Raw genomic sequence first — 17,721 nt, 5'->3', positions numbered from 1 at the left:
TTGATCAAGAGGCTGAAAGATGGATTTCAACTTAAATGACGAGCAGGAACTGTTTGTCGCCGGTATTCGTGAACTGATGGCCAGTGAGAACTGGGAAGCTTATTTTGCCGAGTGCGATCGCGACAGCGTCTACCCTGAGCGTTTTGTAAAAGCGCTGGCGGATATGGGCATCGATAGCCTGTTGATCCCGGAAGAACACGGCGGCCTGGAAGCCGGTTTTGTCACCGTTGCCGCCGTCTGGATGGAACTCGGACGTCTTGGCGCACCGACTTACGTGTTGTACCAATTACCAGGCGGTTTTAACACTTTCCTGCGTGAAGGGACTCAGGAGCAAATTGATAAAATCATGGCGTTCCAGGGCACCGGTAAGCAGATGTGGAACTCTGCTATCACCGAACCGGGAGCGGGATCGGATGTTGGCAGTCTGAAAACCACTTATACACGCAAAAATGGTAAGGTTTATCTTAATGGCAGTAAGTGCTTTATCACCAGTAGCGCCTATACCCCGTACATCGTAGTGATGGCGAGAGATGGTGCATCGCCGGATAAACCTGTTTATACCGAGTGGTTTGTTGACATGAGCAAAGCGGGTATCAAGGTCAACAAACTGGAGAAACTCGGTCTGCGCATGGATAGCTGCTGTGAAATCACCTTTGATGACGTTGAACTGGACGAGAAAGACATGTTCGGTCGGGAAGGTAATGGCTTCAACCGTGTGAAAGAAGAGTTTGACCATGAACGCTTCCTCGTCGCGCTGACCAACTACGGTACGGCAATGTGCGCTTTTGAAGACGCCGCGCGTTACGCCAACCAACGCGTACAGTTTGGCGAAACGATCGGCCGTTTCCAGCTGATCCAGGAGAAGTTCGCGCACATGGCGATCAAATTGAATTCCATGAAAAACATGCTGTTGGAAGCCGCATGGAAAGCGGATAACGGCACCATTACCTCCGGCGACGCAGCAATGTGCAAATACTTCTGCGCCAACGCCGCGTTTGAAGTGGTAGACACCGCCATGCAGGTACTGGGAGGTGTTGGTATCGCGGGCAACCACCGCATCACGCGTTTCTGGCGTGACCTGCGCGTTGACCGTGTTTCTGGTGGTTCTGACGAAATGCAGATCCTGACGTTGGGTCGTGCGGTACTCAAGCAATACCGATAGAACGACGCAACCTGTAGGCCTGATAAGACGCCTTAGCGTTGCCATCAGGCAATCAATGCCGGATGGCGGCGCGAGTGCCTTATCCGGCCTACATGGACACCCATAAATGCCAGGAGAAAAATGATGAATCATTTACCAATGCCAGCCTTCGGCCCGCTTTCCGGGGTACGCGTTGTCTTTTCAGGGATCGAAATTGCCGGTCCGTTCGCCGGTCAGATGTTCGCCGAATGGGGCGCTGAGGTTATCTGGATTGAAAACGTCGCATGGGCCGATACCATTCGCGTACAGCCTAACTATCCGCAGCTCTCACGCCGTAACCTGCACGCCCTGTCACTTAATATTTTCAAAGATGAAGGCCGGGAAGCGTTTCTGAAGCTGATGGAAACCACCGATATTTTCATTGAAGCCAGTAAAGGCCCGGCCTTTGCCCGCCGCGGTATTACCGATGAAGTGCTGTGGGAACATAACCCGAAACTGGTTATCGCCCACCTTTCCGGCTTCGGCCAGTTTGGTACCGAGGAGTACACCAATCTTCCGGCGTATAACACCATCGCGCAAGCGTTCAGCGGCTATCTGATCCAAAACGGCGACGTGGATCAGCCAATGCCCGCCTTCCCGTACACCGCCGATTACTTCTCCGGGATGACCGCAACGACAGCAGCGCTGGCGGCCCTGCACAAAGTGCGCGAAACGGGTAAAGGTGAAAGCATCGATATCGCTATGTACGAAGTGATGCTGCGCATGGGTCAGTATTTCATGATGGATTACTTCAACGGCGGCGAAATTTGCCCACGCATGACCAAAGGCAAAGACCCGTATTACGCTGGCTGCGGCCTGTATAAATGCGCCGATGGCTATATCGTCATGGAGCTGGTCGGCATCACGCAAATCAACGAATGCTTCAAGGATATTGGCCTCGCCCACATTCTTGGCACACCGGAAGTCCCGGAAGGCACCCAGCTTATCCATCGTGTGGAATGCCCTTACGGCCCGCTTGTGGAAGAGAAACTGGACGCCTGGCTGGCAACGCACACCATCGCCGAAGTCCAGGCGCGCTTTGCTGAGCTGAACATCGCCTGCGCGAAGGTGCTGACTATTCCTGAACTGGAAGGCAACCCGCAGTACGTTGCCCGTGAATCTATTACTCAGTGGCAAACAATGGATGGCCGCACCTGCAAAGGGCCAAACATCATGCCGAAATTTAAAAACAATCCGGGGAAAATCTGGCGTGGCATGCCGTCACATGGCATGGATACTGCCGCCATTCTGAAAAATATTGGTTATAGCGAAGCAGACATAAATGAGCTGGTCGGCAAAGGCCTGGCCAGAGTTGAGGAATAAACGCGACGCGCTGACCCCTCGATGGTTAGCGCTCACGCCTGATTTCAGTGGATAAAGCAATATGGATATCGTTGGCGGACAAAACTTACGTCAGATGTGGGACGACCTGGCCGGGGTGTACGGAGATAAAACGGCGTTAATTTTCGAATCCTGCGAAGGAATCGTTCGGCAGTTTAGCTATGCCTCGCTCAATGAAGAGATTAACCGCACGGCAAACCTGTTCCATTCCTTAGGGATCCGCAAGGGCGATAAGGTCGCATTGCATCTGGATAACTGTCCGGAATTCATTTTTTGCTGGTTTGGGCTGGCAAAAATTGGCGCCATCATGGTACCGATTAATGCCCGCTTGCTGGGTGAAGAAAGTGCCTGGATCCTGCAAAACAGCCAGGTAAGTCTGCTGGTCACCAGCGCCCAGTTTTATCCTATGTACCGCCAGATACGGCTGGAAAATAGCACCCCGCTTAATCATATCTGTCTGATTGGCGAACAGCTTCCGGCTGACGACGGCGTGAGTCACTTTACCCAACTGCAATCCCGCCAGTCCACCACGCTGTGCTATACGCCCGCGTTATCCACTGACGATACGGCGGAAATTCTGTTTACCTCAGGCACCACCTCACGGCCTAAAGGGGTGGTTATTACCCACTACAACCTGCGTTTTGCAGGCTACTACTCTGCCTGGCAAATCGCCCTGCGCGATGATGACGTCTACATGACGGTGATGCCCGCGTTTCATATCGACTGTCAGTGTACCGCCGCAATGCCCGCATTCTCCGCTGGCAGCACCTTTGTGCTGCTAGAGAAGTACAGTGCCAGGGCGTTCTGGAATCAGGTGCATAGATATAAGGCGACGGTTACCGAATGCATTCCGATGATGATCAGAACGCTAATGGTGCAGCCCGCTGCACCAACCGACAGACAGCATCACCTGCGCGAAGTGATGTTCTACCTCAATTTATCCAAGCAGGAAAAAGACGATTTTACCGAACGCTTTGGCGTCAGGCTGCTGACCTCCTACGGTATGACTGAAACCATCGTCGGTATTATCGGCGACCGTCCCGGTGACAAACGACGCTGGCCCTCCATTGGCCGCGTGGGATTTAGCTATGAAGCCGAAATCCGTGACGATCACAACCGTCCCCTGCCCGCCGGAGAAATTGGCGAAATCTGTATTAAAGGCGTGCCGGGCAAAACAATCTTCAAAGAGTACTACGCGCAGCCGGAGGCTACCGCCAAAGCGCTGGAACCTGAGGGCTGGTTGCATACCGGTGATTCGGGCTATCAGGATGAGGATGGCTATTTTTATTTCGTCGACAGGCGCTGCAACATGATTAAACGCGGCGGGGAAAATGTCTCCTGCGTCGAGCTGGAAAATATTATTTCTGCGCATCCCAAAATTCAGGACATTGTGGTTGTCGGTATTAAAGATTCGATCCGTGATGAAGCCATTAAAGCATTTATCGTCCTTAATGAAGGTGAAACATTAAGCGAAGCCGAGTTCTTCAGCTTCTGCGAAAACAATATGGCGAAATTCAAGGTTCCCTCTTTTATGGAGATAAGAACCGACCTGCCGCGCAATTGTTCAGGAAAAATAATCAAAAAAAATCTGAAATAACCCTTCCGACAGGAACTCCTCCTGCCGGGAAATCTATTTATCTGGAGATGAACTATGAGTGATTCATTACATCTGACCCGTAACGGCCCGATCCTGGAAATTACCCTCGACCGGCCTAAAGCCAATGCCATTGACGCCAAAACCAGCTTTGCCATGGGTGAAGCGTTTCTTAATTTTCGTGACGACCCGGAATTACGCGTAGCGATTATCACCGGCGGCGGTGAGAAATTCTTTTCTGCAGGCTGGGACTTAAAAGCGGCAGCTGAAGGTGAAGCGCCAGATGCCGATTTTGGCCCAGGCGGCTTCGCCGGTTTAACCGAAATTTTCGATCTCGATAAGCCGGTCATCGCTGCGGTAAACGGCTATGCGTTTGGCGGTGGTTTTGAATTGGCGCTGGCAGCGGATTTTATTGTCTGCGCGGAAAATGCCAGCTTCGCACTGCCGGAAGCCAAGCTCGGGATCGTGCCTGACAGCGGCGGCGTACTGCGTCTGCCTAAGCTGCTGCCACCGGCAATCGTCAACGAAATGGTGATGACCGGCAGACGAATGAGCGCCGAAGAAGCGCTGCGTTGGGGCATCGTCAACCGCGTTGTCAGCCAGGGCGAACTGATGGATAGCGCGCGTGAACTGGCGCAGCAGTTGGTCAATAGCGCCCCGCTGGCTATCGCCGCACTGAAAGAGATCTATCGCACCACTAGCGAAATGACGGTGGAAGAAGGCTACCGCTACATCCGCAGCGGCGTGCTGAAGCACTATCCATCTGTACTGCATTCGGAAGATGCGCTTGAAGGTCCGCAGGCGTTTGCCGAAAAACGCGACCCGGTGTGGAAAGGTCGTTAATGTGCCGATGCCGGATAGCGATTCGCTTATCCGGCAATAAAACCGAGATAAAACGATGAGCTACTACGCCTTTGAGGGCCTGATTCCGGTGGTACATCCGGATGCCTTTGTCCATCCCAGCGCCGTGCTGATTGGCGATGTCATAGTGGGTGCCGGAGTTTATATTGGCCCGCACGCGTCATTGCGCGGTGACTATGGTCGCTTGATCCTGGAGGCAGGTTCTAATTTGCAGGATGGCTGCATCATGCACGGCTACTGTGACACCGATACCATCGTGCATGAAAACGGACACATCGGCCATGGCGCAATCCTGCACGGTTGCGTGGTGGGCAGAGATGCGCTGATCGGCATGAACAGCGTCATTATGGACGGCGCAGTGATTGGCGAAGAGAGCATTGTCGCCGCTATGAGTTTTGTCAAAGCCGGATTTCAGGGAGAGGCAAGGCAGATGCTGGTTGGCTCACCCGCTCGCGTATTGCGTGAAGTCACGGACCAGGAACTGCACTGGAAACGGCTAAACACCAAAGAGTATCAGGATCTTGCAACTCGCTGCCACACAGGTCTACACGAAACGCTGCCCTTAACGCGGGTCGAAGAAAACCGGCCACGCCTAAAAGGCACAACGGACGTAAAACCCAAATCAGCACAATAATTGATGCCGGATGCGCTCACGCTTATCCGGCCTACGCGTCAATCACCGTTTATGCCGCCATCAGGCAAACTGATTATTAGCGACGCATACTCTTGGAGAGCATCATCTGCCATTTCTGCTCACGGTTGAGCTCTGTTGGAGGAACGGCAGACAGGCGTGGCGTTTTCGCCATGCTCACCTTTTTCTCCTGCAAATTGTGATTCAGTCGGCTGTAGAGATGAGAGTCAATACTCACGACTTTTACCAGACGCTGGCACTGACAGCCTCGTCCTGCAATCTGGTTAGGGATCATCTTCACTTCACAAACAATTTCCCCCACTTCCGACAGAATATAAGAGAGCGTATTAATTGCTTTGCAGTGCTCGATATCAAAATGGCGGGAAATTTCCTTTGCGGTGATCCAACGATCCTCGGCCATCATCCAGTCAGCAATTAACAAATAAAGCGGTCTTTCAACATATTTTTCACACATAAGCACACCATTTTCACAAATTAAAAATCTGGCTACGGCCTGTCCAAATTAATAAAAACTAAGCCATATTAAAATTGTGGATATAAAGGATAGTATGCGACTTGAATGTTGATTAGTGTGAGCAATATCGTGCTTATTACATCGAAAATGTGGTTGCGGAAACGGACTTGTCCAGGAATGACCTTACGCAAGACAAAAAAAGGGTTTCTTTACAGAAACCCTTTCAAAATTATATTCCAGGTCCGGTTAGAGCAATATTCACCGGACCTTTTGTTTATTACTTTTTGATCTGCGCGTGCATTTCCTGCACCGAGGTTACCTTCTCGGTGGCATCGGCATTCAACGCCATCGCTGTGGCGAAACCGCCGTTCAGCGTAGTGTCATAATGCACTTTGTACTGCAGCGCGCTGCGGCGAATCAGCTTGGAGTCTTCAATCGCCTGACGACCTTCGGTGGTGTTGATGATATAGGTGTACTCGCCATTCTTGATACGGTCCTGAATGTGCGGACGACCTTCATGCACCTTGTTCACCAGACGTGGATTGATACCCGCTTCACCCAGCACAATCGCGGTCCCGTGCGTCGCATCCAGCTCGAAGCCAAACTTCAGCAGTTTCGCTGCCAGGTCAACCACGCGCTCTTTATCGCCTTCGCGAACGGAGAGCAGCGCACGACCCTGTTTTTTCATGGTGGAGCTGCTGCCCAGCTGTGCCTTGGCGAACGCTTCCGCGAAGGTACGGCCCACGCCCATCACTTCCCCGGTAGAGCGCATTTCTGGCCCTAACAGCGGGTCAACGCCCGGGAATTTGTTGAACGGCAGCACCACTTCTTTTACCGAGTAATACGGCGGGATAACTTCTTTGGTTACGCCCTGCTGTGCCAGCGTTTTCCCGGCCATCACGCGCGCCGCGACTTTCGCCAGCGGTACACCAGTTGCCTTGGAGACGAACGGAACGGTACGCGCTGCACGCGGGTTCACTTCAATCAGGTAAACTTCGTTATTCTTCACTGCAAACTGGACGTTCATCAGACCGCGAACCTGCAGTTCGAAAGCCAGTTTCTGCACCTGTTGGCGCATCACATCCTGAATTTCCTGACTCAGGGTGTAAGCAGGCAGAGAACATGCGGAGTCACCGGAGTGCACGCCCGCCTGTTCGATATGCTCCATGATGCCGCCAATCAGCACCATTTCACCGTCGCAGATAGCGTCCACGTCCACTTCAACCGCGTCATCAAGGAAACGGTCCAGCAGTACCGGCGCATCGTTAGAAACGCTGACCGCGGTCTGGAAGTAGCGACGCAGGTCGGCTTCGTCGTAGACGATTTCCATCGCGCGACCACCGAGAACATACGACGGACGCACCACCAGCGGGTAGCCAATCTCTTTCGCCTTCTCAACAGCCTGTTCGATAGCCGTTACGGTAGCATTCGCCGGTTGTTTCAGCTTCAGACGGTCAACCGCCTGCTGGAAACGCTCGCGGTCTTCCGCGCGGTCGATGGCATCCGGGCTGGTACCGATAACCGGTACACCTGCCGCTTCCAGCGCACGCGCCAGCTTCAGCGGGGTCTGTCCGCCGTACTGTACGATGACGCCTTTCGGCTTCTCGATACGAACGATTTCCAGTACGTCTTCCAGCGTGACCGGCTCGAAGTACAGGCGGTCAGAGGTGTCGTAATCAGTTGAAACGGTTTCCGGGTTACAGTTGACCATGATGGTCTCATAACCGTCTTCGCGCAGCGCCAGCGAGGCGTGTACACAGCAGTAGTCAAACTCAATGCCCTGACCGATACGGTTTGGACCACCGCCCAGCACCATGATTTTATCGCGGTCAACGGACGGGTTCGCTTCGCACTCATCTTCATAGGTGGAGTACATGTAAGCGGTGTCAGTGGCAAATTCTGCCGCACAGGTATCCACGCGTTTGTAGACCGGGTGCAGATTGTACTGGTCGCGCAGTTTGCGGATTTCCGCTTCGCGAACGCCGGCCAGTTTCGCCAGACGCGCATCGGCGAAGCCTTTGCGCTTCAGTACGCGCAGGAAGTCAGCGTCGAGGCCGTTGATGCCAAGGTCGGTGACTTTTTCTTCCAGACGTACCAGCTCTTCGATCTGCACCAGGAACCAGCGGTCGATGTTGGTCAGGTTGAACACGCCATCGACGGACAGGCCAGCACGGAAGGCATCGGCGATGTACCAGATACGCTCAGCGCCAGCGTCTTTCAGCTCGCGACGGATTTTAGTCAGTGCTTCCGGGTCGTCCAGGCTTACTTTCGGGTCGAAGCCGGTCGCGCCCACTTCCAGACCGCGCAGCGCTTTCTGCAACGATTCCTGCTGGGTACGACCAATCGCCATCACTTCACCGACAGATTTCATCTGCGTGGTCAGGCGGTCGTTAGCACCAACGAATTTCTCGAAGTTGAAGCGTGGTATTTTCGTCACAACGTAGTCGATGGACGGTTCAAACGAGGCCGGAGTACGACCACCGGTGATGTCGTTCATCAGTTCGTCGAGGGTGTAACCTATGGCCAGCTTGGCGGCAACTTTCGCAATCGGGAAGCCGGTAGCTTTGGACGCCAGCGCCGAGGAGCGGGACACGCGCGGGTTCATCTCGATGACAATCAGGCGACCGTTTTTCGGGTTTACCGCAAACTGGACGTTAGAGCCGCCGGTTTCTACGCCGATTTCACGCAGTACCGCCATCGAGGCGTTACGCATGATTTGATATTCTTTGTCGGTCAGCGTCTGGGCAGGTGCTACGGTGATGGAGTCACCGGTATGGATGCCCATCGCGTCGAAGTTTTCGATGGAGCAGACGATGATGCAGTTGTCGTTTTTATCACGCACCACTTCCATCTCGTACTCTTTCCAGCCAATCAGTGATTCATCAATCAGCAGCTCGTTGGTTGGGGAAAGATCCAGACCGCGTTCGCAGATTTCTTCGAACTCTTCGCGGTTGTAGGCGATACCGCCACCGGTGCCGCCCATGGTGAAGCTAGGGCGGATAATGCACGGGAAGCCAACGTCAGCGGCAACCGCCAGCGCTTCTTCCATGGTGTGAGCGATGCCTGAACGTGCGGTGTCGAGACCAATCTTCTTCATCGCGATATCGAAGCGACGACGGTCTTCTGCTTTATCAATGGCATCCGCCGTTGCGCCAATCATAGTCACGCCGAACTCAGCCAGTACGCCCTGGCGTTCCAGTTCCAGCGCACAGTTCAGCGCTGTCTGACCGCCCATGGTTGGCAGCACCGCATCCGGGCGTTCTTTCTCAATAATTTTGCGTACCACTTCCCAGTGAATCGGCTCGATGTAAGTGGCATCGGCCATTTCCGGGTCGGTCATGATGGTTGCTGGGTTGGAGTTCACCAGAATAACGCGGTAACCCTCTTCACGTAGGGCTTTACACGCCTGCGCGCCGGAATAGTCAAACTCACACGCCTGACCGATAACAATCGGACCCGCGCCCAGAATCAGGATACTTTTTATGTCTGTACGTTTTGGCATGGCTCTTTTACTCCTGATTATTTCGCGGACTGACGGTAATGCTCAATTAACTCGATAAAGTGGTCGAACAACGGTGCTGCGTCGTGCGGACCCGGACTCGCTTCAGGGTGCCCCTGGAAGCTAAACGCCGGTTTGTCGGTACGATGAATCCCCTGCAAGGTGCCGTCGAACAGTGACTTGTGGGTCACGCGCAGGTTGGCAGGCATTGAGGCTTCATCTACAGCAAAACCGTGGTTCTGCGCGGTGATCATCACGGTGTTGTTATCAATATCTTTTACCGGATGGTTGCCGCCGTGGTGGCCAAACTTCATCTTAATGGTCTTCGCACCGCTCGCCAGCGCCAACAGCTGATGGCCGAGGCAGATGCCAAATACCGGAATATCGGTTTCGAGGAATTTCTGAATCGCGGTAATTGCGTAGTCGCACGGCGCCGGGTCGCCAGGGCCGTTGGACAGGAAGATACCGTCCGGATTCATCTTCAGAACGTCTTCTGCTGAGGTTTTCGCCGGTACAACCGTCAGGCGGCAGCCGCGGTCCGCTAACATACGCAGAATGTTACGTTTGGCGCCGAAATCGTAAGCCACAACGTGGAACGGCATTTCATCGGCAGATTTCGCTTCCGGCAGGTCACCGGCTAGCGTCCAGCTCCCCTGCGTCCAACTATAAGGCTCCGCGGTGGTCACTTCTTTCGCCAGATCCATACCGTTCAGGCCAGGGAAAGCTTTTGCTTTTTCCAGTGCCAGCGCCGCATCCGGGTTATCGCCCGCGATGATGCAGCCGTTCTGTGCGCCCTTTTCACGCAGCAAACGCGTCAGCTTACGGGTATCGATATCAGCAATCGCCACAATGTTATGGCGCTTGAGGTAAGAAGAGAGGTCTTCAGTATCGCGGAAGTTGCTGGCAATCAGCGGCAGGTCGCGGATGACCAGGCCTTGCGCATGTACCTGAGAAGATTCTGCATCGGCTTCATTGGTGCCGACATTACCGATATGAGGATAAGTAAGAGTGACGATTTGGCGGGAATAGGAAGGATCAGTGAGGATTTCTTGATAACCGGTCATTGAAGTATTGAAAACGACTTCCCCAACCGCCGAACCTGTTGCCCCTATGGCCCGACCGTGAAACTGGGTTCCGTCTTCCAGAACCAATAGCGCTGACTTAATCAAAACACCCTCCAGAGAATATTCACTCACTTTATTTGCATATTAATTCATTAACACCTCATGAATCAATGCAAATTTGCTTACCTATGGATTTCTGGCAAACGGCGGCATTCTAGAGATAGCTCACACAAAAGTCTACCCAAAAGGGCTTTTTTTATTATTATTTTGCGCCACTGGGATAAAACACACGATTTAACAGGCAAAAAGATCAGCTAACTCAGGGTGGAAAACGCTTGCGGCAGACAAAGAGTGTAAAAACAGAATGCGGGAGAGAAAAAAGTGGACCATTTGGTCAAAATTTACATTGAGATAACAGAATTACCCAACAAAACATAGACAAATAACCAATTAAAAGAAAAAAACACATTCAGAAGCTAAAAATAAAAGGGCAATAAAATATTGCCCTATGTAATCAAATAATTATGATTACAATAACCACATCACGAAGGGTAATTAAAGCTACAAATTGCGTAAATCAAGCACATCTTTCATATCAAAAAGACCATTTGACTTTGATTTTAGCCAAATTGCCGAACGCACTGCGCCATTGGCAAAAGTCATGCGGCTGGACGCTTTATGCGTGATCTCAATACGCTCGCCAATATCAGCAAACATCGCGGTATGCTCACCGACGATATCCCCCGCCCGCACCGTGGCAAAACCGATCGTGCCCGGTACGCGCTCGCCGGTGTAACCTTCACGCGAATAGACGGCACACTCTTTTAAATCTTTATCCAGCGCCCCGGCAATCGCCTCGCCCATCGCCAGCGCAGTGCCTGACGGCGCATCAACTTTATGGCGGTGGTGAGCTTCAATAATCTCAATATCGGTGTAATCGCCCATCACTTTCGCCGCCTTCTCCAGCAGCTTAAGCATAACGTTCACGCCGACGCTAAAGTTCGCGGCGAAAACGATCGCAATCTCCTGCGCGGCATCACGAATAGCCTGTTTACCGGCATCGTCAAAGCCGGTGGTGCCAATCACCATCCCTTTACCGTGCTGGCGGCAAAACGCCAGATGCGCCAGCGTGCCTTCCGGGCGGGTAAAATCGATGAAAACATCGAAATCATCTTTCACCGCGTCAAGGCTGCTTTGCACGGTAACGCCCGTTTTTCCGGCCCCCGCTAATTCTCCGGCATCGCTTCCCAGTAAGGACGAGCCTTCGCGCTCTAACGCCGCACCAAGCTGTACGCCTTCCATGCCGAGAGTGGCCTGAATCAACTGACGCCCCATGCGTCCTCCGGCTCCCGCGATGGCAACGCGGATTTGTGCATCATGCATAGCTATTCTCTTTTGTTAATTTTACGTAAATCGTTTTCAGATTAACCAGCACAACGCTGCGCCGCCAGCCGAAAACGTCGATAATTAGAATTTAATGATAAACAGGCAGAGATATCAGTAAAAGGCATGACGATCAGCTAAAACCACATGATTCTCTGACCACCAGCGCAGGCGGCAGAATAATACGTTTCGGTGGTTCGTCATTTCCCTGAATGCGACTATAAAGCAGTTCCCCGGCCTTGCGACCTATCTCTTTTGCCGCCACCGACACGGTGGTGAGCGCAGGTTGAACCAGCGCCGCTTCAGTGATGTCGTCGAACCCCACCAGCGCAAAATCATGCCCAGGTTCGCGCCCCATTTTACGTAATGCCTGCATGACCCCAAGCGCCACGATATCCTGGTAACAAACGGCGGCGGTAATTTGCGGGAAGCGCAGAAGAAGCGACTCCGCCACTTTTGCGCCGTCAATTTGGCTGGCCTGCGTCGCCACTATCCATTCCGGATTCGGCGATATTCCGTACTCCAGCAACGTGCTGGTGAATCCACCGATACGCTGCGCCCGGCTCCCGGAACTTGGGCTCCCCCCAATAAACGCAATATTCTTGTGCCCCATTTTGACTAAATGGGTAGTGGCCATTTGCGTACCGAGAAAGTTATCAGTGCCCACAAAATCAAAATCAGGATCGCTAAGGGGACGAACCACCATGATGGCGGGAATATTGCGCCTTTTCAGCGCTTCAAAGAAGGAGGTCGGCGTTTCGCGCGCCGCGCAGAGCACCATGCCGCAGGCATTATTGCGCATCAACGAGTCGACAAATTTTTGCTGCCGTTCTCCTGATTCTTCGCTGTTTGCCAGAAACAGCAGCAGGTCATGCCGCTCCATCTCATGGCTCAGCCCTGCCGTCATCTCACCGTAAAAAGGGTTAGTGATATCGTGTAACAACAATCCGACCTGATTACTGCTCCGGTTACGCAGGTTGGCGGCGGTTTGATTATAAACGTAGCCGGCATCGTCCAGCGCTTTGAGCACGCGGTCACGCGTGGCCTGAGAAATACGCCCCCGGTTACGCAATACCATTGAAACGGTTGCCGTGGAGACTCCCGCGCGTTCCGCTACCTGCGCCAACGTGACTGTTGTCATGACTTCTCCTGATTTATTACGAAGGTTAATCGAATAACCGAAATCTTGTCTTTTTACGTGTGATTCACATCACGCTAACGCGCTTTTCACCGCACGGGATTCTGATTATGGCGGGTTAATCGCGTTAACCACTCTATGAAAATAAGGTTAATCGATTAATCTTAAATAAGCCAACACGGAGACAGAAAATGCATACAACCTATAATAAATTCCCTGAGGTTAACGTTCAGGGCTATGACAACCACGCCTGGCAGGGTTGGTCGTCGATCCATTCAGTGATTAACACCAGGATTTCTGGCGCAACCAAAACCGTATTGATCGTGGATTGCTATCCGGGCGTGCGGCTTGAAGAGTTGGAGCAACAGCTCGTGACGACATTAGATGCCGCACTGGTGTTGAATATTGAATCCGCCCGCCGCGATGAGCAGGCCCTGCATGATTTACTGGCGCGTAACCTGACCGACGATCGCGTATTCGGCGTGCTTTCCTGTCATCACCTGGATGAATTTTTTGATAGCGACAAACTCAGCCTGCTCCGCCAACAGATTGATGCCGTTAGTGAAGGGCTGGTCGTGGTATACGGCTCTGGCGCTGCATTGGCGCACCCGGGTGACGTGCTGGTTTATGCTGACCTTCCGCGCTGGGAAATTCAGCAGCGCATGCGCCATGACGGGCTGGGTAACTGGGGGGCAGAAAACCAGGATGAAGATATTCTTCGTCGTTACAAACGTGCTTTTTTCATTGAATGGCGGGTATTCGACAAACACAAAACGCCGTTACTCAAACGCGCCGATTATTTGCTCGATACCACGGTAGAAAATAGTCCCGCGATGGTCAGCGGCGACGCGCTACGCGCCGGTCTGCAACAAACCACCCAACAACCGTTTCGCGTTGCCCCTTTCTTTGACCCAGGCGTCTGGGGCGGGCAATGGATGAAACAACACTTCGATCTCGATCCCTCAGCCCCCAATTACGCGTGGTGTTTTGATTGCGTGCCCGAGGAAAACAGCCTGTTACTGCGTTTTGGCAACGTGCGGATCGAGATCCCCTCTCAGGATCTGGTGCTGACCTGTCCCCGTCCCCTGCTGGGCGAAAAAGTTCACGCGCGCTTTGGCGCGGAATTCCCGATCCGTTTTGATTTCCTCGACACTATTGGCGGCCAGAATTTGAGCTTTCAGGTTCATCCGCTCACCGAATACATTCAGCAGCAGTTTGGCATGCACTATACCCAGGATGAGAGCTATTACATTCTCGAAGCCGAGCCGGATGCCGTAGTGTATCTCGGCACCAAAACCGGGATCGCGCCGCAGGATATGCTCGACGATCTCCGGGCCGCAGGGCGTGGTGAAAAAACGTTTGATGATGAACGATTCGTGAATCAGATCCCTGCGCATAAACACGATCACTTCCTGATCCCCGCCGGAACCGTCCACTGTTCGGGAGCTGGCACCATGGTGCTGGAGATCAGCGCAACGCCGTATATTTTCACCTTCAAACTGTGGGACTGGGGTCGCTTAGGGTTAGACGGCTTACCGCGTCCGGTGCATCTGGATCACGGTCAGCAGGTTATTGACTGGCAGCGTGACACGCAATGGGTGCACGACAACCTGGTCAACCGTATTGAACCTATCGCTGAAGGAGAAGGTTGGCGAGAAGAAAGAACCGGAATGCACGAACGCGAGTTTATCGAAACGCGTCGCCACTGGTTTACGGCACCGGTCACTCACCATACCCATGGCGGCGTAAACGTCCTGAACCTGGTCGAAGGAGCTCAGGCCGTTGTTGAAAGCCCGAGCGGCGCGTTTGCCCCGTTTGTCGTCAACTATGCAGAGACCTTTATCATTCCAGCCGCCGTTGGGGAGTACCGCATTTCGCCGTTTGGCAAAGGCATCGGTCAACAGCTCGCCACGATTAAAGCCTGGGTCAGAGGATAAGCGCATGATTAACGTTATTGTTGCCACCCATGGTCCCCTGGCGGAAGCGCTTCTCGCCAGCGGTCGTATGGTTTACGGAGAATTACCGCATGTTTATCCCGTCACGCTGAGTGAACAGGCAGGTATCGAAGGGTTTAAACAGACGTTCTCTCAGGTTCTCGCAAGTGCCGGGAAAGACGCTGACGGCGTTCTGGTGTTGTGTGACATGCAAAGCGGTACGCCGTGGAATGTCGCCTGCCATCATGCGTTTTCTGCACAAACGGTTCCTCCCGTTGCCGTTGTGGCGGGAGTCAATTTCCCAATGTTGTTACAAAGCGAAGAGATCTGCCATTTAACGGACGTTCATGCCGCAGCCGTCGAGCTGCTGGCGTTGACGGTACCCACGCTGATTAAAGCCGCCCCGGTTTTATCCGTTCAGTCCGACGATTTTTAAAGGAAACCACTATGAGTATTTCTTTTGTACGTATCGATGACCGCGTAATCCATGGGCAGCTCGTGACACGTTGGGCCAAAGAGCTGCCCTGTGACGGAATTGTCGCTATAGACGACGCCGTCGCGGCCGACCCTCTGCTCTCTTCGGTGATGAAAGGCGCTGTACAGGACACCAAAGTCTGGTTGTTTGATACGGCCACCGCGATTGAAAAACTGCCAAAAGTCATTGCCAGCGAGAAGCGTTATTTTGTCATTGGTAAATCCCCCGTGACGCTGAAACGCATTGAAGAAGCGGGTATCAGCCTGAAAAATGCCAACGGCAAGATTAATGTGGGTCCAATGAGTGCTCGTGCTGATACCACCACCATCGGCCCGAATCAGTCTGTCAACGGGGATGAAATTGCCGCTTTTGACTGGCTAACGCAGCATGGGCACTTGGTTGAGTTTCGCCTGGTGCCTGATGCCAGTTGCTACAGCTGGCAGGACGCACGTCAGAAGCTGAAATAAGGAGCGCACGATGATTATCGAAGCTACGTTGATTGGCATACTTTGCTATCTCGGCGCCCTCAGCAGTCCCTGGCTGCTGGGACTGACCGGCGGCTGGTACCTGATCACCCGCCCGCTGATTTCCGGAATGCTGGTCGGGATTATTCTCGGCGACATTAAAACCGGGATCATGATTGGCGTTGCGGTTCAGGCGGTGTATATCGCGATGGTCACGCCCGGCGGTTCAATGCCCGCCGACCTCAACTTTGTCGCTTACCCGGCAATTGCTTTAGGGATCCTTTCCGGAAAAGGACCCGGGGTCGCGGTCGCGCTGGCGGCCACCATCGGTATCGCCGGAACCATTTTGTTTAACGCGATGATGGTACTGAACTCTTTCTGGAACCACCGGGCAGATGTGGCGCTGGAACGGGGCGATGAACGCGGTATTTACCTGAACAGCGCCGTCTGGCCACAGGTGACAAACTTTGTCCTGCGTTTTGTTCCGACCTTTATTGCGGTCTACTTCGGGGCGCAATACATCAGCGGCTTTATGGACAGTTTGCCGAAAATTGTTCTGTCGACGATGAACGTACTGGGCGGCATTTTACCCGCCGTCGGGATCGCGATTTTGCTCAAGCAGATCATCAAAAACTACACCATGCTGATCTACTTCCTCGTCGGTTTTGTCTGCATCGTCTTTTTAAAACTCAACATGGTCGCGCTGGTGATCGTCGGTTCACTGCTGGCGTTGATCCATTACAACTACAAACCGGAACCGCCGCAGGCCGCGAATGCAAAGTCGGTAGCCGATGATGATGAGGATGAATTCTGATGGAAGAACGTACACTTACGCGTAAAGATCTTCGCCGCTGTTGGCGCGCATGGATGATGCACAACTTGTCATCGATGAGCTTTGAACGTCTGGAATCTTTTGGCTTTTGTCTGAGCATGCTTCCGGTGGCGAAAAAGCTCTATCCCGACGCAGCCCAACGTACTGAAATGCTGCGCCGCCACGCCTCGTTTTATAATACGGAACCCCAGATAGGCGCGATCGTAAATGGCATGGTGCTGGGGCTGGAAGAGAAAAAAGCGAACGGTGAGCCGATCGATGGGGAGACCATCAACACCCTGAAAGTTGGTCTGATGGGCCCTATTGCCGGGATCGGCGATTCAATGATCCCTGGCATGTTGATCCCTATCCTGCTCAGCATCGGTATGGCCCTGGCGGCCGGCGGTAATATTCTGGGGCCGCTGTTTTATACCGTTGCCTGGCTGGCAATCATTATTCCCGGCTCGTGGTTCCTGTTCCTGAAAGGCTACAAGATGGGTTCCGGCTCGGTGGAAATGCTGGTGAGCAGCAAGTCTGCCCGTCTGCGTGAAGCGTTATCGCTGCTGGGCGTGTTTGTCATGGGGGGCGTAGCGGCAAGTTACGTTAAGCTTGGCACCGGGCTGGAATTTATCACCAAGGATGGGGTGAATATCCATGTTCAACAGATGCTGGACGGTATCTTCCCGCAGTTACTGCCGCTGATTGTGGTACTTGGTACCTGGTATCTGATGGCCAAGCGTGGTGTGTCGCCAGTGAAAGCGATGATTTTACTGTTGATACTGGCCGCCCTCGGCGTCGCCACGGGCCTGTTTGCGGGGTAGTGCCTGTCATTTGCCGGATGGCAAGTACGCTTATCCGGCCTACTGTACTG

The 17,721-nt window shown here is 53.1% G+C and carries 15 protein-coding genes; 10 read left to right on the top strand and 5 right to left on the bottom strand.

The features are described 5' to 3' along the window. Positions 1–19: 19 nt before the first annotated feature. The 5 genes from caiA (at position 20) to caiE (ending at position 5,610) form a co-directional block, all read left to right on the top strand. Positions 20–1,162 (top strand): crotonobetainyl-CoA dehydrogenase, encoded by a 1,143-nt coding sequence (gene caiA / locus OGX86_RS03785; protein WP_003018898.1) that lies wholly within the window; start codon positions 20–22, stop codon positions 1,160–1,162. 123 nt (positions 1,163–1,285) lie between these two features. Continuing rightward, positions 1,286–2,503: an L-carnitine CoA-transferase gene (caiB, locus tag OGX86_RS03780; protein ID WP_003018901.1), complete on the top strand. Its 1,218-nt coding sequence runs from the start codon at positions 1,286–1,288 to the stop codon at positions 2,501–2,503. A gap of 61 nt (positions 2,504–2,564) precedes the next feature. Beyond that, the gene (gene caiC, locus OGX86_RS03775) at positions 2,565–4,118 is read left to right on the top strand and encodes a crotonobetaine/carnitine-CoA ligase (protein WP_286639337.1); all 1,554 of its coding nucleotides are present in this window, start codon (positions 2,565–2,567) and stop codon (positions 4,116–4,118) included. 54 nt (positions 4,119–4,172) lie between these two features. Beyond that, positions 4,173–4,958 carry a crotonobetainyl-CoA hydratase gene (gene caiD / locus OGX86_RS03770; protein WP_008786162.1) on the top strand — a complete coding sequence of 262 codons (786 nt, stop codon included), beginning with the start codon at positions 4,173–4,175 and terminating at the stop codon, positions 4,956–4,958. A gap of 55 nt (positions 4,959–5,013) precedes the next feature. Then, a complete protein-coding gene (gene caiE / locus OGX86_RS03765) occupies positions 5,014–5,610 on the top strand; it encodes a carnitine operon protein CaiE (protein WP_103285785.1) in 597 nt (198 codons plus the stop codon). Positions 5,611–5,686: 76 nt separating this feature from the next. Here caiE and caiF read toward each other — a convergent pair whose 3' ends face one another. The 5 genes from caiF to OGX86_RS03740 all read right to left on the bottom strand — a co-directional run bounded on the left by caiF (position 5,687) and on the right by OGX86_RS03740 (position 13,169). Continuing rightward, a complete protein-coding gene (gene caiF, locus OGX86_RS03760; protein WP_003829705.1) occupies positions 5,687–6,082 on the bottom strand; it encodes a carnitine metabolism transcriptional regulator CaiF in 396 nt (131 codons plus the stop codon). Between the two features lie 277 nt (positions 6,083–6,359). Further along, on the bottom strand, positions 6,360–9,584 hold the full coding sequence (gene carB / locus OGX86_RS03755; protein WP_286639336.1) for a carbamoyl-phosphate synthase large subunit: 3,225 nt from the start codon (positions 9,582–9,584) through the stop codon (positions 6,360–6,362). 17 nt (positions 9,585–9,601) lie between these two features. Then, a complete protein-coding gene (carA, locus tag OGX86_RS03750) occupies positions 9,602–10,750 on the bottom strand; it encodes a glutamine-hydrolyzing carbamoyl-phosphate synthase small subunit (protein ID WP_048227116.1) in 1,149 nt (382 codons plus the stop codon). A gap of 456 nt (positions 10,751–11,206) precedes the next feature. After that, positions 11,207–12,028 carry a 4-hydroxy-tetrahydrodipicolinate reductase gene (dapB, locus tag OGX86_RS03745; protein ID WP_048214967.1) on the bottom strand — a complete coding sequence of 274 codons (822 nt, stop codon included), beginning with the start codon at positions 12,026–12,028 and terminating at the stop codon, positions 11,207–11,209. Between the two features lie 133 nt (positions 12,029–12,161). Continuing rightward, positions 12,162–13,169 (bottom strand): LacI family DNA-binding transcriptional regulator, encoded by a 1,008-nt coding sequence (locus OGX86_RS03740; protein ID WP_048214968.1) that lies wholly within the window; start codon positions 13,167–13,169, stop codon positions 12,162–12,164. A 188-nt stretch (positions 13,170–13,357) separates the two neighbouring features. Between OGX86_RS03740 and OGX86_RS03735 the strand changes: the two genes are divergently transcribed. From OGX86_RS03735 to OGX86_RS03715, 5 genes are read left to right on the top strand one after another with little or no spacing between them, the layout of a single operon-like run. Continuing rightward, positions 13,358–15,103 (top strand): class I mannose-6-phosphate isomerase, encoded by a 1,746-nt coding sequence (locus tag OGX86_RS03735; protein WP_048227119.1) that lies wholly within the window; start codon positions 13,358–13,360, stop codon positions 15,101–15,103. A 4-nt stretch (positions 15,104–15,107) separates the two neighbouring features. Next, positions 15,108–15,536 (top strand): PTS sugar transporter subunit IIA, encoded by a 429-nt coding sequence (locus tag OGX86_RS03730; RefSeq protein ID WP_048214970.1) that lies wholly within the window; start codon positions 15,108–15,110, stop codon positions 15,534–15,536. A gap of 11 nt (positions 15,537–15,547) precedes the next feature. Further along, entirely contained in the window at positions 15,548–16,042 is a 495-nt protein-coding gene (locus OGX86_RS03725) for a PTS sugar transporter subunit IIB (RefSeq protein WP_003837349.1), read from the top strand. A 10-nt stretch (positions 16,043–16,052) separates the two neighbouring features. Next, positions 16,053–16,853, top strand: coding sequence for a PTS mannose/fructose/sorbose/N-acetylgalactosamine transporter subunit IIC (locus tag OGX86_RS03720; RefSeq protein WP_286639334.1), 801 nt, complete (start codon positions 16,053–16,055; stop codon positions 16,851–16,853). Beyond that, positions 16,853–17,671, top strand: a complete 819-nt coding sequence (locus tag OGX86_RS03715) for a PTS system mannose/fructose/sorbose family transporter subunit IID (protein WP_016151643.1) — start codon at positions 16,853–16,855, stop codon at positions 17,669–17,671. The genes OGX86_RS03720 and OGX86_RS03715 overlap by 1 nt, the downstream gene beginning before the upstream one ends. Positions 17,672–17,721 lie beyond the last annotated feature (50 nt).

Source organism: Citrobacter sp. Cpo040, from assembly GCF_030332915.1.
Taxonomy (GTDB): Bacteria; Pseudomonadota; Gammaproteobacteria; order Enterobacterales; family Enterobacteriaceae; genus Citrobacter; species Citrobacter portucalensis.
The sequence above is the reverse complement of the archived record's forward strand: the minus strand, read 5'-3'. Positions and strand labels throughout refer to the sequence as shown.